This window comes from Phenylobacterium sp. GW823-FHT02A09 (assembly GCF_058797775.1).
Genome location: NZ_JBXAJZ010000002.1, coordinates 768,884 through 787,326, shown reverse-complemented (window position 1 = coordinate 787,326; position 18,443 = coordinate 768,884). Strand labels below are relative to the sequence as shown.

At 69.2% G+C, this 18,443-nt stretch carries 22 protein-coding genes and 1 tRNA gene; 12 read left to right on the top strand and 11 right to left on the bottom strand.

The window, feature by feature from the left end; translation table 11 throughout:
- The first annotated feature begins 64 nt into the window (after nt 1-64).
- A complete protein-coding gene (locus AC1Q87_RS11095) occupies nt 65-403 on the top strand; it encodes a GlpM family protein (RefSeq protein ID WP_492608998.1) in 339 nt (112 codons plus the stop codon).
- Nucleotides 404-447: 44 nt separating this feature from the next.
- Nucleotides 448-1,701, top strand: coding sequence for a UbiH/UbiF/VisC/COQ6 family ubiquinone biosynthesis hydroxylase (locus tag AC1Q87_RS11090; protein ID WP_492608997.1), 1,254 nt, complete (start codon nt 448-450; stop codon nt 1,699-1,701).
- Between the two features lie 144 nt (nt 1,702-1,845).
- Here AC1Q87_RS11090 and AC1Q87_RS11085 read toward each other — a convergent pair whose 3' ends face one another.
- From AC1Q87_RS11085 to AC1Q87_RS11070, 4 genes are all read right to left on the bottom strand, one after another.
- Nucleotides 1,846-2,049, bottom strand: coding sequence for a Trm112 family protein (locus AC1Q87_RS11085; RefSeq protein ID WP_492608996.1), 204 nt, complete (start codon nt 2,047-2,049; stop codon nt 1,846-1,848).
- 9 nt (nt 2,050-2,058) lie between these two features.
- Entirely contained in the window at nt 2,059-2,724 is a 666-nt protein-coding gene (locus AC1Q87_RS11080; RefSeq protein ID WP_492608995.1) for an LON peptidase substrate-binding domain-containing protein, read from the bottom strand.
- A 14-nt stretch (nt 2,725-2,738) separates the two neighbouring features.
- Nucleotides 2,739-3,638 carry a tetratricopeptide repeat protein gene (locus tag AC1Q87_RS11075; RefSeq protein ID WP_492608994.1) on the bottom strand — a complete coding sequence of 300 codons (900 nt, stop codon included), beginning with the start codon at nt 3,636-3,638 and terminating at the stop codon, nt 2,739-2,741.
- An 85-nt stretch (nt 3,639-3,723) separates the two neighbouring features.
- Complete coding sequence (locus AC1Q87_RS11070; RefSeq protein ID WP_492608993.1) at nt 3,724-4,236, bottom strand: prolyl-tRNA synthetase associated domain-containing protein; 513 nt, start codon at nt 4,234-4,236, stop codon at nt 3,724-3,726.
- 92 nt (nt 4,237-4,328) lie between these two features.
- Here AC1Q87_RS11070 and AC1Q87_RS11065 point away from each other — a divergent pair, with 92 nt between their 5' ends.
- The 5 genes from AC1Q87_RS11065 to AC1Q87_RS11045 all read left to right on the top strand — a co-directional run bounded on the left by AC1Q87_RS11065 (nt 4,329) and on the right by AC1Q87_RS11045 (nt 8,612).
- Nucleotides 4,329-5,069, top strand: coding sequence for a DUF6065 family protein (locus AC1Q87_RS11065; protein WP_436059470.1), 741 nt, complete (start codon nt 4,329-4,331; stop codon nt 5,067-5,069).
- 98 nt (nt 5,070-5,167) lie between these two features.
- A tRNA-Gly gene (locus AC1Q87_RS11060) sits at nt 5,168-5,242 on the top strand.
- A 353-nt stretch (nt 5,243-5,595) separates the two neighbouring features.
- Nucleotides 5,596-5,907, top strand: a complete 312-nt coding sequence (locus AC1Q87_RS11055) for a hypothetical protein (RefSeq protein ID WP_492608992.1) — start codon at nt 5,596-5,598, stop codon at nt 5,905-5,907.
- The gene (locus AC1Q87_RS11050) at nt 5,900-6,148 is read left to right on the top strand and encodes an ACT-like domain-containing protein (protein ID WP_492608991.1); all 249 of its coding nucleotides are present in this window, start codon (nt 5,900-5,902) and stop codon (nt 6,146-6,148) included. Before AC1Q87_RS11055 ends, AC1Q87_RS11050 begins: the two co-directional genes overlap by 8 nt.
- Before the next feature lie 82 nt (nt 6,149-6,230).
- The gene (locus AC1Q87_RS11045) at nt 6,231-8,612 is read left to right on the top strand and encodes a bifunctional diguanylate cyclase/phosphodiesterase (protein ID WP_492608990.1); all 2,382 of its coding nucleotides are present in this window, start codon (nt 6,231-6,233) and stop codon (nt 8,610-8,612) included.
- A 10-nt stretch (nt 8,613-8,622) separates the two neighbouring features.
- On the opposite strand, the gene AC1Q87_RS11040 is transcribed toward AC1Q87_RS11045, so the two are convergent.
- The gene (locus tag AC1Q87_RS11040; RefSeq protein WP_492608989.1) at nt 8,623-9,204 is read right to left on the bottom strand and encodes a CC0125/CC1285 family lipoprotein; all 582 of its coding nucleotides are present in this window, start codon (nt 9,202-9,204) and stop codon (nt 8,623-8,625) included.
- 84 nt (nt 9,205-9,288) lie between these two features.
- Nucleotides 9,289-9,927: a LysE family translocator gene (locus tag AC1Q87_RS11035; protein ID WP_492608988.1), complete on the bottom strand. Its 639-nt coding sequence runs from the start codon at nt 9,925-9,927 to the stop codon at nt 9,289-9,291.
- Nucleotides 9,928-10,036: 109 nt separating this feature from the next.
- On the opposite strand from AC1Q87_RS11035, the gene AC1Q87_RS11030 reads away from it, so the two are divergent.
- On the top strand, nt 10,037-10,807 hold the full coding sequence (locus AC1Q87_RS11030; protein ID WP_492608987.1) for a sulfite exporter TauE/SafE family protein: 771 nt from the start codon (nt 10,037-10,039) through the stop codon (nt 10,805-10,807).
- Here the strand turns inward: AC1Q87_RS11030 and AC1Q87_RS11025 are convergent.
- The gene (locus AC1Q87_RS11025; protein WP_492608986.1) at nt 10,804-11,208 is read right to left on the bottom strand and encodes an MAPEG family protein; all 405 of its coding nucleotides are present in this window, start codon (nt 11,206-11,208) and stop codon (nt 10,804-10,806) included. The two genes, AC1Q87_RS11030 and AC1Q87_RS11025, sit on opposite strands and share 4 nt — an antisense overlap.
- A 130-nt stretch (nt 11,209-11,338) precedes the next feature.
- Between AC1Q87_RS11025 and AC1Q87_RS11020 the strand changes: the two genes are divergently transcribed.
- Nucleotides 11,339-11,545: a KTSC domain-containing protein gene (locus tag AC1Q87_RS11020; protein ID WP_492608985.1), complete on the top strand. Its 207-nt coding sequence runs from the start codon at nt 11,339-11,341 to the stop codon at nt 11,543-11,545.
- On the opposite strand, the gene AC1Q87_RS11015 is transcribed toward AC1Q87_RS11020, so the two are convergent.
- Complete coding sequence (locus AC1Q87_RS11015) at nt 11,542-12,774, bottom strand: argininosuccinate synthase (RefSeq protein WP_492608984.1); 1,233 nt, start codon at nt 12,772-12,774, stop codon at nt 11,542-11,544. The genes AC1Q87_RS11020 and AC1Q87_RS11015 overlap by 4 nt on opposite strands.
- A 110-nt stretch (nt 12,775-12,884) precedes the next feature.
- Here AC1Q87_RS11015 and AC1Q87_RS11010 point away from each other — a divergent pair, with 110 nt between their 5' ends.
- Nucleotides 12,885-13,346, top strand: a complete 462-nt coding sequence (locus tag AC1Q87_RS11010) for an Lrp/AsnC family transcriptional regulator (RefSeq protein WP_183775597.1) — start codon at nt 12,885-12,887, stop codon at nt 13,344-13,346.
- 4 nt (nt 13,347-13,350) lie between these two features.
- Here AC1Q87_RS11010 and AC1Q87_RS11005 read toward each other — a convergent pair whose 3' ends face one another.
- Nucleotides 13,351-13,695 (bottom strand): hypothetical protein, encoded by a 345-nt coding sequence (locus AC1Q87_RS11005; RefSeq protein ID WP_492608983.1) that lies wholly within the window; start codon nt 13,693-13,695, stop codon nt 13,351-13,353.
- Nucleotides 13,695-15,611 carry a potassium transporter Kup gene (locus tag AC1Q87_RS11000; RefSeq protein ID WP_492608982.1) on the bottom strand — a complete coding sequence of 639 codons (1,917 nt, stop codon included), beginning with the start codon at nt 15,609-15,611 and terminating at the stop codon, nt 13,695-13,697. The genes AC1Q87_RS11005 and AC1Q87_RS11000 overlap by 1 nt, the downstream gene beginning before the upstream one ends.
- Nucleotides 15,612-15,810: 199 nt before the next feature.
- Here AC1Q87_RS11000 and AC1Q87_RS10995 point away from each other — a divergent pair, with 199 nt between their 5' ends.
- The gene (locus tag AC1Q87_RS10995; RefSeq protein WP_492608981.1) at nt 15,811-16,614 is read left to right on the top strand and encodes an SDR family NAD(P)-dependent oxidoreductase; all 804 of its coding nucleotides are present in this window, start codon (nt 15,811-15,813) and stop codon (nt 16,612-16,614) included.
- Nucleotides 16,615-16,857: 243 nt separating this feature from the next.
- Here AC1Q87_RS10995 and AC1Q87_RS10990 read toward each other — a convergent pair whose 3' ends face one another.
- On the bottom strand, nt 16,858-17,550 hold the full coding sequence (locus tag AC1Q87_RS10990) for a MarC family protein (protein WP_492608980.1): 693 nt from the start codon (nt 17,548-17,550) through the stop codon (nt 16,858-16,860).
- A 99-nt stretch (nt 17,551-17,649) separates the two neighbouring features.
- On the opposite strand from AC1Q87_RS10990, the gene pyrF reads away from it, so the two are divergent.
- Nucleotides 17,650-18,345 (top strand): orotidine-5'-phosphate decarboxylase, encoded by a 696-nt coding sequence (gene pyrF, locus AC1Q87_RS10985; protein ID WP_492609274.1) that lies wholly within the window; start codon nt 17,650-17,652, stop codon nt 18,343-18,345.
- The last annotated feature ends 98 nt before the right edge of the window (nt 18,346-18,443 follow it).

Below are 18,443 nucleotides of genomic sequence, written 5' to 3'. Positions count from 1 at the left end.
GTCGCCAATCCCAGAGATAGGGGCTATCGGCGGGGCGGGATAGTCGGCGCGAGAGGATCCGAGCATGGACGTGTTGTGGAAGGGGCTGATCGGCGGGATCGTCACCGCCCTGATCGTGCTGGCCTCGAAGCGCGGCAACGTGCTGCCCGGCATCCTGCCGCTGGCCCCGACCTTCGCGATCATCGCGCTGCTGGCGGTCGGGTCGAAGGGCGACGCAGCCGGCTTTCGCCAGGCGTGCCTGGCCGGCGCCAAGACCATCCCGGCCTATCTCGCGTTCCTCGGCGGCTGCTGGCTGCTGGTCGACAAGCTCGACTATCGGTGGGCGATCGCCGGCGGCCTGGCTGTGTGGCTGGTGGTGGCCCTGGCCATATTTCTGGCGCCGCGCTTCCTGGGCGGGGCTTAAGGTTCCGGCTGGACCTTTGCCGTCGTTCGTCGGCATATCCGCCCATGGCTGAGACCTTCGATGCGGACGTGATCATCGCCGGCGCCGGGATGGCGGGGGCGACCTTGGCGCTGGCGCTGAAGAGCGCGGGACTGGAGCCGCTGCTGATCGATCCGGTGGTGTTCGACGACCAGCTGGCGCCGACCTTCGACGGCCGCGCTTCGGCGATCGCCTACGCCTCGTTCCGGCAGTGGCGGACCCTCGGCCTGGCGGCCGAGATCGAGCCCTACGCCCAGCGCATCGAGCAGATCCTGGTCACCGACGGATTTTCGCCGGGGGCGGCGGCGCGGGCGCCGACGCCGTTCTATCTGCGCTTCGATTCCGCCGAGATCGCCGACCGTTCGGAAGGCGAGCCGCTCGGCTACATGATGGAGAACCGCCGCACCCGCGCGGCGCTGGCGGCCGGGGTCGGCCGGGCTGGCATCCGGGTCGAGGCCCCGGCGCGGGTCGCGGGCGTCGAGCTCGGAACCGCGGGGGCCAGCGTGACCCTGGAGGACGGCCGGACCTTGCGTGCGCCGCTGGTGGTCGGGGCCGAGGGCCGCGGCTCGGTGGTGCGCAAGGCGGCCGGCGTCGGGGTGACCGGCTGGGACTATCCGCAGACCGGCGTCGTCGCCACCGTGCGGCTGGCCCGCGGCCACGAAGGCGTGGCGCACGAGTACTTCCTGCCTGGCGGACCGTTCGCGATCCTGCCGCTGACCGACGACCGCGCCAGCCTGGTGTGGACCGAAAGCCGGTCCAAGGGCGCGGCGCTCAAGGCCGCCTCGCCGCAGGCGTTCCACGCGCACTTGCAGCGCCGGTTCGGCGAATTCCTCGGGGCGGCGACGCTGGACGGACCCGTCTTCACCTATCCGCTGTCGCTGCAGCTGGCCGAGCGGATGACCGCGCCGCGGGCGGTGCTGCTGGGCGATGCGGCGCACGGCATCCACCCGATCGCCGGCCAGGGGCTGAACCTTGGCCTCAAGGGCGCCGCGGCGCTGGCCCAGGTGCTGGTCGAGGCCGCGCGGCTGGGCGAGGACATCGGCTCGGAGCTGGTGCTGGAGCGCTACGCCCGCTGGCGCAGCTTCGACACCGTGATGCTGGCGGCGGCGACCGACGTGTTCACGCGGCTGTTCTCGAACGACAACCCGGTGCTGCGGCTGGCCCGCGGGGTCGGCATGTCGGCGGTCAACCGCATCGGTCCGGCGCGGCGGTTCTTCATGGAAGACGCCGGCGGCGCGACCGGCGACCTGCCGCGGCTGCTGCGCGGCGAGGCGCTTTAGCTTTCAAATTCTCCCCCGTTGGGGGAGGTGGATCGCCGCAAGGCGGCGAGACGGAGGGGGGCTAGCGGCGTCAGTCAAAGTCCCCCTCACCCGGCCATTCGGCCGGGAGCTCCCCCAGAGGGCGAGCATCCGAGGGGCGAGGCGTCAGTCGATCGCTCGCGCTTCTTCCGGCAGCATGATCGGCACGCCGTCGCGGATCGGATAGGCGAGCTTGGCGCCGTTGCTGATCAGCTCGCCGGCGTCGCGGTCGTAGACAAGCGGCCCGTGGGTGACGGGGCAGACGAGGATTTCCAGCAGCCGCGGATCGACGTCGGCGGTCAGGGCGAGCGGGGCGAGGGCGTCGGACATGGCGCGCTTCTACTGGATCGACTGCGGGCCGTCATCGTCCGCTTCGAGACTGTCGATCTCGAGCAGGGCGGTGAGCGCTTCGCAGCGGTCGGCGACGGTGGGGGCTTCGAGCAGCGCCTGCTTCTCGGCCGGCTCGAAGGGCAGGCCCATGGCCAGCGAGGTCACTAGGCTTTCCAGCGGCGCGGTCTCGGCGGTCTCCCAGTCGATGTCGAGCTCGCGGCGGTTCAGGTAACGCTTCAACGCCCCGGCGAAGCGGCGGCGGTCAAAGTCCGGGATCGGCGCCGCCTCGACGCTGAGGTCCTCCGCGTACGGCTCGAACTCGGCCCGCACCTGGCGATAGGGCGTGGCCACCGACAGCTCCTCGCGAACCAGGAAGCGGCAGACGCCGGTCAGGCTGATCAGGTAGCGCCCGTCGGAGGTTTCCGAGAAGCTGGTGACCCGGCCGGCGCAGGCGACGCTGGTCAGGTTCGGCCGCGTGCGGTCGCCGCCGGGACGGGTCTGGACCATGCCGATCATCCGGTCCCCGGCCATGACGTCGTCGATCATGTTCAGGTAGCGCGGCTCGAAGATCTGCAGCGGCAGGTCGCCGCCCGGCAACAGCAGCGCCCCGTCGAGCGGGAACACCGGGATCACCTGCGGAAGATCTGAAGCTCTGCGAAAAGCGGCGGCCGGCATGATGCGGCCCTTCCTCATGAGAACAGGATGGATGAAAGCCGGCGGCGGCCGGCGCGGGTGATGTCGGAGCCGGAACCGGCGGCCTCGAAGATGGTCAGCAGCTGCTTGCGCGCGGCCTCGTCGTTCCAGGCGCGGTCGGCGGCGATGATGGTCAGCAGGTGATCGGCGGCCTGGTCCCAGGCCCCGCGGGCGGCCAGGGCCTTGGCGATCTCGTAGCGGGCCTCATGGTCGTTCGCGTCCTTGGCCAGGCGCTGCTCGAACTCGCTGGTCTCGCTGGGAGCTTCTTCGGCCAGGGCCAGGGCGGCGCGCACGCTGTCGAGGTCGGCGTCCTTGGCGCCCTCGGGGGCCATGGCGGCGATCTCGGCCGCCCGCTCGGCGTCGCCGCCGGTCAGGTAGCAGCGGGCCAGGCCGCCGATGGCCTTCACGTTGTCGGGTTCGGCCTGCAGCACCTGGGCGTAGGCCTGGGCCGCGCCGCCGACGTCGCCGACGTCCAGGCTCTCCTTGGCCATGGCCAGCAGCTCGTCCACGGCGTTGGCCGGGGCCTGGCCGGCGATGCGGTCGACGAACTGCTTCACCTGGCTGTCGGGCAGGGCGCCCATGAAGCCGTCCACGGGACGGCCGCCGACAAAGGCGAACACGGCGGGGATCGACTGCACGCGCAGCTGGCCGGCGAACTGCGGGTTGGCGTCGATGTCGATCTTGACCAGCTTGACCTTGCCCTTGGCGGCCAGGACGTTCTTCTCGATCGACGGGCCGAGCTGGCGGCACGGGCCGCACCAGGTCGCCCAGAAGTCGACGATGACCGGGATGTCCTTCGAGGCCTCGATGACGTCGGCCACGAAGCTGGCGTCGGTGCCGTCCTTGATCAGGTCGCCGGCGGCGGCTTGGGGCTGGGTCTCGCCGATCAGGCTCATGACAGGTCTTCCAAACGGGGGTTGTCGGGACGTAACGCGTCCGGGCGCTAAAATGGTCCCTTAGGGCCGAAGCTTCAACGGGGCTTTAGGCGGCCTCGACCACGGCCATGGCCGCGAAGTCGACGACCAGGGGCGTGATCCCCAGCGCCTGCAGGAAGCTGGCGAAGCCGGCCCGCGAGACGCCGGTGGTGGCGGTGTTGGTCATCGGGTGGAAATTCAAGCGGTCGGCCTCTGCGAGGCGGCGGTCGAGCACGAAGGTCGCGCGATGCTCGGCGTCGTTGATCAGGGCGAAGGCGGTGACCGAGCCCGGCGTCACGCCGAGGACGTCCTCCATCAGCTCGGCCGAGCCGAACGACAGCCGCGCCGAGCCGATCACCGTGTGCAGCCGCTTGAGGTCGATCTGGGTGTCGTCCTGGGCCGAGATCAGCCACAGCCGGCCCTTGGCGTCCTTCAGGAACAGGTTCTTCGTATGGGCGCCGGGGATGTCGTCCTTGATCCCCTCGCCCTCGCCGACCCGGAACACGGCCGCATGGTCGGTGGTGTCGTGCTCGACGCCGTGCGCGTCGAAGAAGGCGATGAGGTCGGACCTGGTCTTCATGGCGTCTGCTTAGCGCAAGGTCTGCGCTGGCCGCTAGCGGCGCGCCGATCTCGGGTCTAGAGCAGTCGCAAGGACACAAGCTGGAGGAGCCCATGGAGCTCGAGTGCTATCCCACCGCCGAGCGGCCGCCGGAAATCGTGCCGGGGCGGCCGCAGCGCGCCTGGATGGACCGCTTCGCCGAGCGCCACCCCTATCGCTGCCTGCCGCTGACCATGGCCAACACCACGGGCTGGGAGATCCTCTGTCCGATGGCCTTCACGGCCGAGTGGAACGGCGGGGTCATGCAGGAAGACATCAAGATGGCTCCGGATCGGCCGCACCCGGACTTCCACAACTTCGTGAAAAGCCACTTCAGCCACGGCGTGATGACCTTCCACCCCGGCTACCTGTTCCGCACGCCGCCGGGCTGGTCGATGATCGCCCAGGGCCCGCCCAACCACGTCAAGGACGGCATCCAGCCGCTGGCCGGGCTGGTCGAGACCGAGTGGCTGCCGTTCCCATTCACGATGAACTGGATCTTCACCCGCCCGGGCCGCGTGCGCTTCGAGAAGGGCGAGCCCTTCTGCTTCATCACCCTGACCAAGGACCGCGAGCTGGCCGAGTTCCAGCCGGTGATCCGCGGCATGGACCGCAACCCCGAACTGCGCGGCCAGTACGACACCTGGGAGAAGCACCGCAGCGAATTCAACAAGCGGATTTTCCGCGCCGACCCCGACGCCACCAAGGAAGCCTGGCAGCGCTATTACTTCCGCGGCGAGTTCCCGGAGGAGGTCGCCGAGGCCCCGAAGGACCACGTCAACAAGCGCCGTTTGAAGGCCCCGAAATTTGGCTGACAAAAAAAGCGGTCGATGGTGTTGCCAACGTGCGGGCCCTCTGCCATAAGCCCGCTCTCGATTTTCGGGCGGCGCGGGAAACCAAATCGCTTCGGAGTGCGGGCGTAGCTCAGTGGTAGAGCACAACCTTGCCAAGGTTGGGGTCGAGAGTTCGAATCTCTTCGCCCGCTCCAATCGAAAATCGGACTAAGCAGGGGTCGCCTTCGGGCGGCCCTTTTGCGTTTCGGGCAGGTCTTTCACCGGTCGAGTTGCGCATGGGATCGGGCGTGGTCTATAGCTCCCGGCGATGACCCTGGCTCTCGCCCCTGCCGGCCTGACGAACGCGCGCCCTGCGGCGCCCGCGGCCGCCTGCGCGTCGAAAACCACCATGATGATTATTATTACCCCCACCATCGGGACGGGGCGAACGTACGCGCTTTAAAACAAGCCGACGGATCGCAAGATCAGGAACCCCGCTCCCGAACAGGCAGCGGGGTTTTTTGTTGCGCGCTCCGTCGGTCCTTCACCCTCGAAAGGACTGACTGCAATGGACCATGCCGAACTCTCACCCGATCCCGCCAGCGCCGGGCTGGCGGCCCGCCGCTTCGCCGCGGCGCTGGCGCACGAAGCGCTGCTAGAGCAGACCGCCCGTCTGGAGGCGACGCTGAGCGGCGGCCTGGAGTCGCTGCTGGCGGTCGAACAGGCCCTGGACCTCGCCTGGCCGAGCGCGGCCCCGACCTGCGAACTGATCTGGGCCGTGGAGCCCGCGCCCGAGGCCTTGCGGCTGCGCGCGTTCGACGACGCCGGCCGGCTGCTGCTGGCCCAGGTCTATCCGGCCAAGGCGCTCAAACATGACTGAGCGGCGGACCTTCCTGATCGAAGCGCGCCCGGAGGCCGACATCGTGCTGCGGGTGCTGGCCCCGTTCGCGGTGCAGGGCGCGCAGATCCTGACCCTGGCCGCCGAGCAAGGCGCGGAACAGACCTCGATCCGCCTGGAGGCGAGCGGCATGGGGCCCGATGTCGCAGGTCTGCTCGTCGAGCGGTTGCGGGCCATGCCGTCGGTGACCGCCGTCGGGCTGGGATGGCGCGCGGGGACCTGAATATATTTGGCGCAATGAGCCGTTTATTTACCGTGCCCGCCTAGAACGCCCGCCTATTTCAGCCGCTGGGACGTGGTGCATAGTGTTCAAAGTGTTAAATTGCTTGGCGACAGAGCATGACCTGCGCCTGGTTGTTGTTGCTGGACTCGTGTGCTTTGGCGGTTGCTTCACCGCCTTTCGCCTATACTCTAGGATGCGGACCGCATCGGGACACGGTGTGCGTGCAGCCTGGGTGCTGCTGACCGGCCTGGTCGCCGGCTGTTCGGTCTGGGCGACCCACTTCATCGCCATGCTGTCCTACGAGACCGGGCTGCGCTCGGGCTTCCTGCCGCTGGGCACGCTCGCCTCGCTGCTGATCGCCGGGGTGTTCATGGCCGCGGCCTTCGCCGCGCCGGCCTTCGCGCCCGGACGGGCAGGCAAGATCGCGGGCGGCGTGCTCGCCGGCCTCGGGGTCGGGGCGATGCACTACACCGGCATGGGCGCCTATGTGACCGAGGGCGTGTTGACCTGGGACCTCTCGATCGTGGCCGGTTCGGTCGTGGTCGGGATCGGGGTGGCGCTGGCGGCGATGTTCGTGGCCCGCGACGCCTCGCGGCTGTCGCAGCAGCTGCTGGCCGGCCTGCTGCTGACCGTGGCGATCTGCAGTCTGCACTTCGCCGGCATGGGCGCGATCACCGTCGTGCCGGACCCGACCGTCGACGTCCCGGCCCAGCTGTTGTCGTCGGTGATGATGACGCTCGCCGTGGCGCTGATCGTCAGCCTGATCATTCTCGGCGGCCTGGGCGCGGTGCTGATCGAGGGCGGCGCCAACGCCCAGGCCCTGACCCGCATCCGCCGCCTGGCCGACGCCGCCTACGAGGGCATCGTGGTCGTGCAGGGGGACCGCATCCAGGACGCCAACGCCGCGTTCTGCGCCCTGGCCGGCGCGCCGCTGGCCGAACTGGCCGGCCGCCAGCTGACCGGCGAGATCCTGAAGTTCGACGACGACTCGTGCGTCGCCCACAACGCCCGCTGCGAAGGCGTTCTGCGCCCGCAGGGCGGCGGCGAGGACATTCCCGTCGAGACCTTCGGCCGGATGCTCGAGCGGCGCCGCGACGCCGGCGAGGCGGGCGACGTCATGGTGCTGGCGGTCCGCGACCTGCGCGAGCGCCGCTCGGCCGAAGAGAAGATCCGCTATCTGGCCGAACACGACGGCCTGACCGGCCTGGCCAACCGCAACATGATGCAGGCCCGCCTGGCCCAGGCGCTGGAGCGGATCGCGATCACCGGCGAGAAGCTGTCGGTGATCTGCATCGACCTCGACCACTTCAAGGAGGCCAACGACCTGCACGGCCACCTGGCCGGCGACGCGATCCTCACCGAGGTCGCCCGCCGCCTGCAGAAAGTGGTGGTCGCGCCGTCCTTCGCCGCCCGCCTGGGCGGGGACGAGTTCGTCGTGGTGCAGATCGGCGCCGACGACCAGCCGGCCGCCGCCGCCGAGCTCTGCGCCGAACTGCTGGAGGTGCTCAGCGCCCCGGCCCCCTATGCCGACCAGCAGCTGCAGGTTGGCGCGAGCCTCGGCGTCAGCCTCTATCCCGACGACGGCGCGAGCGGCGAGGCGCTGCTGGCCAACGCCGACATGGCGCTCTACCGCGCCAAGGAGGACGGCCGCGGCAGCTATCGGTTCTTCAAGCGCGAGATGGACGAGTCGATCCGCGTGCGCCGGGCCCTGGCGCGCGAGCTGCGCCAGGCGATCACGGCCGAGGAGCTGGTGCTGCACTATCAGCCGCTGGCCCGCGCCGAGGACGGCGAGGTCTGCGGCTACGAGGCCCTGGTCCGCTGGCGCCATCCGCAGCGCGGCCTGATCCCGCCGATCGACTTCATTCCGGTGGCCGAGGAGAGCGGGCTGATCCTGCCGCTCGGCGAGTGGGTGCTGCGCCGCGCCTGCGCCGACGCGGCCGCCTGGGACAAGCCGCTGCGCATCGCCGTCAATCTGTCGCCGGTGCAGCTGCACCAGGCGAACCTGCCGGCGGTGGTGCACGAGATCCTGGTCGAGACCGGCCTAGCTCCGCGCCGGCTGGAGCTGGAGATCACCGAGACGGCGCTGTTCAAGGACTATCAGCGCGCGCTCGACAACCTGCGCCGGCTGAAGGCGCTGGGCGTGCGCATCGCCATGGACGACTTCGGCACCGGCTTCTCGTCGCTCTCGACGCTGCAGTCGTTCCCGTTCGACAAGATCAAGATCGACAAGAGCTTCGTCGAGAACATCCATCGCCACGACCGGGCGACCGCCATCGTCAAGGCGGTGCTGGGCCTGGGCCGGAGCCTGGACATCCCGGTCACCGCCGAGGGCGTCGAGACGCTGGAGCAACTGGAGTTCCTGCGCGGCGAAGCCTGCGCCGAGGTTCAGGGCTATGCGATCGGCCGCCCGGCCCCGCTGAGCGCGCCGGACGGCTGGGCCGAGGACGAGCGCAAGGCCGGCTGACGCCCGCGCCTTACGGCGCTGGGCGCAGCACCCTCGGGCCGAGGTTGCTCATGACCGCCCGAGCGTCGAAGGCGCCCGGGTTGTCGGCCGGCTTGGCGCCGCGGCGCATGACGACCTCGGCGCTGGCCTCGAACTTGGTCACCGTGCGGACGTCGACGCTGTTCGACCAGAAGGGGTCGCCCCAGTAGGGGTCCCAGGTCCGCCAGCCGTACGGGCCGCCATAGTAGCGCCAGGCGGGGCGCCAGTAGCCGTAGCTCGGCCCGTACCAGGGGCTGTAGAACGGATCGCGGTCGATATAGGTGCGGCGGTCGGCGTCGGTGTTGCGGTCGACGATCTCGAACCAGTCGAAGCCCTGCTGCACGGTCAGCTCGGCGGCGCGGTAGAGCAGGTAGCCCTCGACCGTCTCGCGCGAGGTCAGGCTGTTGCCCGAAAAGGTGACGCGGAACCGGTCGGTCTCGACCTGCTGCTCGGAATACCCGCCCTGAACCTTCTGGCCCGTGATGTTGGGCTGGTAGGGCGTGGCGGTCGTACACGCGCCGAGCAGGGCCGTAAGGGCCAGGCTGGCGACGATGGCGGCGGATTTACGTGACATGACTTTCGGACCCGAAATTCCTCGTACATGGAGGAAGGTGGCGCACTAGGGAAAAACACCTGGGCCTAATTATGGTTGCGCTTGTTAAGCTCCGCCAGCCTTCAACGCCATCAACACCGCCGCGGTCAGCAGCAGCAGGCCGACGGCCACCGCGAAGCCGCGGGCGAAGCGCGGCTCGGTCATCTTGGCGGCCAGCGCCGCCCCGCCCAGGCCGTAGGCGCTCATCGCCAGGATATCGAGGGTCAGGGTCGCGCAGGCGAACGCCGCCAACTGGGCCGGCAGCGGCCGCGCCGGGTCGAGGAACGGCGGCAGCACGGCGGTGAAGAACAGCACCGCCTTCGGATTGGCGATCTGGACCGTGAAGCCGTCGAGATAGGCCGACTTGCCTTGCTTGAAGGTCCCGTGGCCGGGTTCGGCGTCATGGCGGAAGGCCCCGCGCAGCGATTTGACGCCCAGCCAGGCGATGTAGGCGGCTCCCGCGAAGGCCAGCAGGTGGAAAAGATCCGGGAAGGCCAGGATCAGCGCTCCCAGCCCGAGGGCCGCGGCGCCGAACCAGACCAGGGTGGCGGTGTTCATGCCGGCCACCCCGACCAGGGCGGCGGCCTTGCCCTTCTGGGCGCCGGTGGCGATCGCGAACAGGTTGGCCGGGCCGGGCGTCACGGCCATGACGGCCATCACGCCTAGGAAGGCGCCGTAGCGGGCGGGATCGACGGGCAGCTGCATGGATCTATCGGCCGGGTGGAAACGTAGAAATGCTGAGTCCGCCCCGAGGTAATCCCCATTGCGCCTCTCGGATAGCTCTGCGAGTTGCGGCGCGCGATTGGGAGGGACGATGGGTCCTGAGTTTTGGCTTTACGCGGCGGTCGGCTTCGGCGCCCAGCTGGTCGACGGCGCCTTGGGCATGGCCTACGGCGTGGTCTCGACGACCGTGCTGCTGGCCAACGGCGTGCCCCCGGCCAGCGCCTCGGCCAGCGTCCACGCGGCCAAGGTGTTCACCGGCGCGGCCTCGGCCGCCTCGCACATCGCCCACCGCAACGTCGACTGGCGGCTGCTGGCCCTGCTGTCGCTTGGCGGGGTCGTCGGCGGGGTCGCCGGCACCTACCTGCTGACCTCGGTCGACGGCGAGAAGATCAAGCCGTTCGTGGTCGGCTGGCTCGGCCTGATGGGGCTGGTGATCCTCTACCGCGCCTGGAAGGGCGCGCGGCCCAAGCCGTTCTCGTGGAAATCGCCCGCGCCGCTCGGCCTGGTGGGCGGGTTCTTCGACGCCGTCGGCGGCGGCGGCTGGGGCCCGGTGGTCACCTCGACCCTGCTGGGCACGGGCGCCGACCCGCGCAAGGCGATCGGCACCACCAACGCAGCGGAGGCGTTTGTCGCCGCCGCCGTGTCGGCCGCCTTCCTGGCCGCCCTGGTCACCGGCCACTGGGAGACCGAAGGCCTGCGCGATCACCTCTGGTCGGTGCTCGGACTGATCGGCGGCGGCGTCGTGGCCGCGCCGATCGCCGGCTGGATGACCAAGGTCATGCCGATCAGGGCGCTGACCTGGGTCGTGGGCTTCGTCGTCACCGGCCTGGCGATCTGGCAGGCGGTGCTGCTGTTCGGCTAGGCCCCGATGGTGGCCAGAATCCAGACGATCCGGCCCGCCGCGCCCAGCAGCAGCACGGCTGCGGCCACGAACTGGATCAGGAAGCCGGCCTCGCGCTTCTTCGGGTCGGCCACATAGCCGAGCGCATAGAGGATCCGCCCGACGATCCAGACGACGCCCAGGCCGGCGGCGATCAGGTCGTTCCAGTAGATCGCGAACAGCCACAGCCCGACCAGGAAGATCGGCAGCCATTCCAGGGTGTTGTAGTGGACGCGGATGTGCCGCTCGAGGATCGGATCGCCGGTCATAGCCGGCGGCGAAATCCCGCTCTTGGCGCGGGCGCGGCCCACGCGGAGCCCCATCCAGAAGTAGGTCAGAAGCGCGGCGACGGTGACCAGCGCCACATAGCTGTGCGGTTGCATGTTTCCCCCTGAATCGGCCGGCGGACGCGGCCGTTGTGCGGCCAAGCTTGGCACGGCTCAGCGGCCCGGGGGAACACTTTCGCCCGCTCCGCGCGTTTAGGGGTGTCCACGGAGAATAGGAGGCCCCGCCATGCAGGTCGACTCCGAAGCGATCCGCGAGATCTTCTACGACGAGCATCGCGCCAAGCTGTTCGTGACGTTCCACGACGGCGACCGCTACGTCTATGTCGGCGTGCCCGGAGAGGTGCACCGAAGTTTCGTGGACGCGGATTCCAAAGGCCAGTTCTTCGCCTATGAAATCCGCGACCAGTATCCCTACAACAAGGTCGAGGCTTAGCCCCGGCGGTCGCGCTTGGCGGCCACGCGCAGGCGCAGGGCGTTCAGCTTGATGAAGCCGGCGGCGTCGCGGTGGTCGTACGCCACCTTGCCTTCCTCGAAGGTGACCAGGTCCTGGTCATAGAGCGAGTACGGGCTGGTGCGGCCGATGACCGTGACGTTGCCCTTGTAGAGCTTCACGCGGACCTGGCCGGTGACGTTCTTCTGGGACAGGTCGATGGCGGCCTGCAGCATCTCGCGCTCGGGGGCGAACCAGAAGCCGTTGTAGATGAGCGATGCGTACTTCGGCATCAGCTCGTCCTTCAGGTGCATCGAGCCGCGATCGAGGGTGATGCTCTCGATGCCGCGGTGGGCGGCCAGCAGGATGGTGCCGCCCGGGGTCTCGTAGACGCCGCGCGACTTCATGCCGACGAAGCGGTTCTCGACCAGGTCGAGGCGGCCGACGCCGTTGTCGTGGCCCAGCTGGTTCAGCTTGGTCAGCAGGGTGGCCGGGCTCATCTTCACGCCGTCGATGGCGACGGGGTCGCCGTGCTCGAAGTCCATGGTGAAGATGGTCGGTTCGTCGGGCGCGTCCTCGGGCGCGATGGTGCGCATGTGGACAAACTCGGGGGCTTCCACCGCCGGGTCTTCCAGCACCTTACCCTCGGACGAGGAGTGCAGCAGGTTGGCGTCGACGCTGAACGGGGCCTCGCCGCGCTTGTCCTTGGTGATCTGGATCTGGTGCTTCTCGGCGAAGTCCAGCAGCGCCTCGCGGGACTTGAAGTCCCATTCGCGCCAGGGGGCGATCACGTGGATGTCGGGTTCGAGGGCGTAATAGCCGAGCTCGAAGCGGACCTGGTCGTTGCCCTTGCCGGTGGCGCCGTGGCTGACGGCGTCGGCGCCGGTCGCGCGGGCGATGTCGATCTGCTTCTTGGCGATCAGCGGCCGGGCGATCGAGGTGCCGAGCAGGTACTGGCCCTCGTAGACGGTGTTGGCGCGGAACATCGGGAACACGAAGTCGCGGACGAATTCCTCGCGCACGTCCTCGATGAAGATGTTCTCCGGCTTCACGCCGGCGGCGAGCGCCTTGGCGCGGGCGGGTTCGATCTCCTCGCCCTGGCCGAGGTCGGCGGTGAAGGTCACGACCTCCGCCCCATACTCGGTCTGCAGCCACTTCAGGATGATCGAGGTGTCGAGCCCGCCGGAATAGGCCAGGACGACTTTTTTGATGGGGGGTTTGGTCGTGCTCATGAACGGCACCCTAAGCCAAGATCAAAACAATTGGATTGCAAATACGCCAACATTCGTCGCGATATTGGCGTCAGATTTCACGACAGCCTCGCAGAAGGGCGCCCGGCGCCATGAAACTCGACGCCATCGATCGACGCATCCTGCGCGCCCTGCAGCGTGACGGCCGCATGCAGAATATCGAACTCGCCAAGGAGGTGGGACTCTCGCCTTCGCCCTGCCTGCGCCGGGTGCGGCTGCTCGAGGAAGCCGGGGTCATCGAGCGCTATGTGGCGGTGGTCGACGGGGCCAAGGTCGGGGTCGGGCTGACGGTGTTCGCGCGGGTCTGGTTCAAGACCCAGGACGCGGCGATGACCCACCAGTTCGCCGAGGCGGTGCGGCGCTTTCCGGAGGTGGTCGAGTGCTACCTGACGACCGGCGAATGCGACGCGCTGCTGCGCATCGTCACCGCCGACCTCAACAGCTACTGGCGTTTCCAGGCCGACCACCTGACGCGGATTCCCAGCGTGCAGAGCGTCAAGACCGACGTGCCGATGGAGACGGTCAAGCGCAGCTACGAGATCCCGCTGACCTGACGGCTCAGGACTTCAGGGCGCCCTCGGCGTCGAGCGTCGACAGCGCGCCCTTCAGCCACTGCAGGTGCACCATCGCGACGATCGCCGCCAGCGTGGCGCGCAGGCCGAAAAAGATGACGTTGGCGGAGAGGTCGGCCGCGTTGCGGTGACCCCAGAGCAGCACGACCCCGACCACGAAGGCCACCGCGACCGGGGCGATCAGCGCCGCGTTGCGCGGCAGCCGCCAGGTTCCGAGCATCGGCACCATCACGCCCGAGTCCATGCGCCGCCAGGCCACCCGCGCCGCGCCGGCCATGATCGACAGGGCGATGATCCAAAGCGTGTCGGCGGCGATACTCAGCACATTCATCAGACGCTCACCTGGGTCCCCAGCTCGACCACGCGGCCGGGCGGAATCTTGTAGAAGTCGGTCGGGTTCGCCGCGTTCTTCATGAGGAAAATGAAGATCTTGTCCTGCCACAGCGGCATGCCCGACTGGGCCGAGGCGATGATCGAACGCCGCCCGAGGAAGAAGCTGGTGGCCATGATGTCGAACTTCAGGCCGAGCTTGCGGCAGAGACCCAGCGCCTTGGGCAGGTTGGGGCTCTCCATGAAGCCGTAGGAGATGAAGACCTTCTTGAAGTCGTCATTGACCGGCTCGATGCGGATGCGGTCGTCCTCGCGGACCCGCGGGGTCTCGGCCGTGACCACGGTCAGAATGATGTTCTTCTCGTGCAAGACCTTGTTGTGCTTGAGATTGTGCATCAGGGCGACCGGCGCGATGTCCGGGTCCGAGGTCAGGAAGATCGCCGTGCCGGGGGCACGGTGCGGGGCGCGGGCCTTGAGGATCTCGGAGAGCTCGATCAGGGGCACGGAGTCGCGCCGGGTCTTGTCCGACAGGATCTGGGCGCCGCGCGTCCAGGTCCACATGATCAGCACCAAGAAGCCGCCCATGACCAGCGGCATCCAGGCCCCGTCCGGGATCTTCAGCAGGTTGGAGCCGATGAACACGATGTCGATGACGCCGAACGCCCCGGCGCCGAGCGCGGCCTGCCAGAGCGGCCGCTTCCACATGTGGCGGATGATCACGAAGAACAGCAGGGTGTCGACGAACATCGCCCCGGTGACCGCGATGCCGTAGGCGGCGGCCAGCGACGAGGAGTTCTGGAAGGTGAACAGCAGCACCAGCACGCCGATCATCAGATAGGTGTTCACCTGCGGCACGTAGATCTGGCCGGCCTGGGTCTCGGAGGTGCGGCGGATGTCGATGCGCGGCAGCAGGCCCAGCTGCACCGCCTGCTGGGTCATCGAGAAGGCGCCGGTGATCACCGCCTGGCTGGCGATGACGGTCGAGGCGGTGGCGAACACCAGCACCGGCCAGTAGGCGATCTCCGGGACCATTTCCCAGAACGGGTTGAAGCGGGACTCCGGGTGGGCGAGCACGTTGGCGCCCTGGCCCAGATAGTTCAGCGCCAGGCAGGGCAGGGCGAAGAACAGCCAGGAAACCCGGATCGGCTTCAGTCCGAAGTGGCCCATATCGGCGTAAAGCGCCTCGGCGCCGGTGACGGCCAGAAACACGCTGCCAAGGATGACGAAGCCGACCAGGCCGTCGTCGAGCAGGAACTTCACGCCGTAGTGCGGGCTGAAGGCGCGCAGGATCGACCAGTCGTCGGAGATGTGGAACACCCCGAGGCCGCCGAGCACCAGGAACCAGCCGGCCATGATCGGGCCGAAGAACGCCGCGACCCGATGGGTGCCGCGGGCCTGGACCATGAACAGCGCGACCAGCACGCCGGCCGCGATCGGCACCAGATAGGGCTCGATGCCGGCCCCGACGCCGGGCGCTTCCTTGAGGCCCTCGACCGCCGAGAGCACCGAGATCGCCGGGGTGATGATGCCGTCGCCGTAGAACAGCGCCGCGCCGATCACCCCCAGGAAGAACACCCAGGTCGAGCGCTTGGGCAGGCTGCGCTGGGCCAGGGCCATCAGGGCCAGCGTGCCGCCCTCGCCCTTGTTGTCGGCCCGCATCAGGAAGACGACGTATTTGACGGTCACGATCAGGACGAGCGCCCAGATCACCAGCGACACCACGCCCAGCACCGCCAGCTCGCTGGCCCCGCCGGAGCGCGAGTGGTGAAGGGCTTCCTTCATCGCGTAGAGCGGGCTGGTGCCGATGTCGCCGAACACGACGCCGATCGCGCCCAAAGCCAAGGCGGCGAAGCTTTCCCGCTTATGGGAGTGAGATTCCTCGGTCGCTTCTTGAGCGACGGCGGCTGAGTCAGCCATTCAAGGTCTCCGGGAACACGACAGAGGCTCCCATGCGCGGCCCGATGCCGCAAAGGCGGGCGCGATTACACCCAATCTCGCCAGCGTACAATCGCCACGTGCCGGCGTCACGCCGCCGCGAGCGCCGCAGACCCCTGTCCGGCTTGACCTTGCCTGCGGTTTCGCCACCTTCGCCCTGTTCGGGACGCAAGGGGCGCAGATGGACCGCAGATTGGCGCTGGTGACGGGGGCCTCGGCCGGGATCGGCGCGGCCTTCGCCAAGATCTACGCCAGCCACGGCTACGACGTGGCCATGACCGCCCGCCGGACCGACCGGCTGGAGCGGCTGGCCGAGGAGATCCGCCTGGGCCAGGGGGTCGAGACCCTGATCTTCGCCGCGGACCTGGCCGATCCGGACGCGCCGGGTCTGATCCTCGACCACTTGGCCGCCCACGGCCGGGCCGTCGACGTGCTGGTCAACAACGCCGGCTATGGCGTGCCGGGCGGCTTCCTCGAGTCCTCGTGGGAGACGCACGAGGCGTTTCTCCGGGTGATGCTGACCGCGCCGACCGAGCTCGCCTACCGGGTGCTGTCGGGCATGGTCGAGCGCCGCTTCGGCCGCATCGTCAACGTCGCCTCGCTGGCCGGGCTGATCCCCGGCTCGCCGGGCGCGACGCTCTACGGCGCGGTGAAGAGCTACCTGATCAAGGCCTCGCAGAGCCTGCACCTCGAGACGCTCGACAAGGGCGTGCACGTCAGCGCGCTGTGCCCGGGCTTCACCTATTCGGAGTTCCACGACGTCAACGACACCCGCGAGCAGATCAGCCGCAGCGCCCCGCCGTGGATGTGGTTGGGGGCCGACGAGGTCGCCGCCGCCGGCTACGAGGCGGTCGAGGCGAACCGGCCGATCTGCGTGCCGGGGGCGCCGAACAAGGCCATCGCCGCCGGGGTCAAGCTGCTGCCCGACGAGTGGGCGCTGGCGCTGATGGCTTCGCAGGGACCGCGCTTCCGCGGCAAGCTCTGAGCCTATCGGCAGGGCGTTCGGCGAACGTGCCGATAGGGGCGGGTTTTGACGATAGCGGCGCCGAAAGCCTGCCGAACGGCTGCCGATAGGCCGGTTATCGGCAGGTTTGGCGCGCGGGCTTGCAGGAAGCTGCCGATCGGGCGTCCCCCCCACCCCAACCCTCTCCCCCAAGGGGGCGAGGGAGCGCGCTGCGCGGCTGAGGGCGTTCCTCCCCGCTCGTTCGCGGCGCATCGCGGCGAGGGGTCACTTCGCGTAGGGCGCCGCCGCCTCGCGCAGGATGACGCCGGCGGTCGACTCGGCGATGCCGGCGATGATGAACTGTACGGCGAGCGCGCAGAGGATCAGGCCCAGAACCCGCACGACGATGGTCAGGCCGATGCGGCCGAGCATGCGGGTGATCAGCGGCGTCGCCCAGAAGATCAGCATGGTGACGACCGAGATCGCGGTGATCACCGCGACGCCGGCCGCCGCGCCGCCGAGGCCGAACTTCTTGGCTTCGCTGGCGTAGATCACCACGGTCGAGATCGCGCCGGGGCCGATCAGCAGCGGCATGGCGAACGGGACGATCATCCGCTCGAAGCGGCGGCGGGCCTGGGCGCGGTCGCCGCCGGGCGGGGCCTCCTCGTCGGCGGCGCCGGCGAAGGCGGCGGTGAAGTCGTCGCGGGCCATCTCCAGGCCCAGCAGGAACAGGATCACCCCGCCGGCGATGCGGAAGGCGGCCAGCGAGATGCCGAAGAACTCGAGCAGCGCCAGGCCCGAGAAGTAGAAGAAGGTCAGGAAGCCGAGCACGAACAGCGCGATGTAGACCGAGATGAACCGGGCCTCGCGGTGCTTCACGCCGTTGGTCGCCGCCGCGAACAGCGGGACGTTGCCGATCGGGTCGATCAGCGCGAACAGCGCGACGAAGAAGTTGACGGCGAAGTCCCACTGGCTCATGCAGGTTTCTTAGCCCATTTCGCCACGCCCGCCGACCGCTCGCCGCGGAGGCGCGCGCCTGCCTGAAAGGACGCCGCCATGGCCGTCATCGAAGCTCCCGTGCGCGCCGACCCGCGCCTGATCGTCCCGCTGGACGTGCCCACCGTGACCGAGGCCCGCGCCCTGGTCGAGTCGCTGGGCGAGGCGGTCAGCTTCTACAAGGTGGGCCTGGAGCTGTTCGCCACCGGCGGCGGCATGACCCTGGCCCAGGAGCTGAAGGCCCAGGGCAAGCAGGTGTTCCTCGACTGGAAGCTCCACGACATCGGCACCACGGTCCAGCGCTCGGCCGCGGTGCTGGCCGACACCGGCTGCGATTTCCTGACCGTCCACGCCGAGCCGCAGGTGTTGAAGGCCGCGGTGCAGGGACGCGGGCGCTCGAACCTGAAGATCCTCGGGGTGACGGTGCTGACCAGCCTGACCGACGCCGACCTGGTCGAGATGGGCTTCCAGGAAAGCGCCCGCCAACTGGTCGAACGCCGCATCCACCACGCCATCGCGGCCGGCGCCGACGGGGTGATCGCCAGCCCGCACGAGGCCGAGCTGGCCCGCAAGCTGGGGGGCAAGGACTTCCTCGTGGTCACGCCCGGCGTGCGTCCGGACTGGTCGGCCAAGAACGACCAGGCGCGGGCCGCGACCCCGGCCGACGCCCTGCGCGCTGGGGCCAGCCACATCGTCTGCGGCCGGCCGATCACCGCGGCCAACGACCCGCACGAGGCCGCCCTGCGGGTGGCCGGCGAGATGGCGGGGGTCGGGTGAAGGCAGTTCCTCCCCCGCTGGGGGAGCTGTCGGCCGGCATGCCCGACTGAGGGGGACTTCGGAATCAGCAGGCCCCCTCCGTCGCGCTGCGCGCGCCA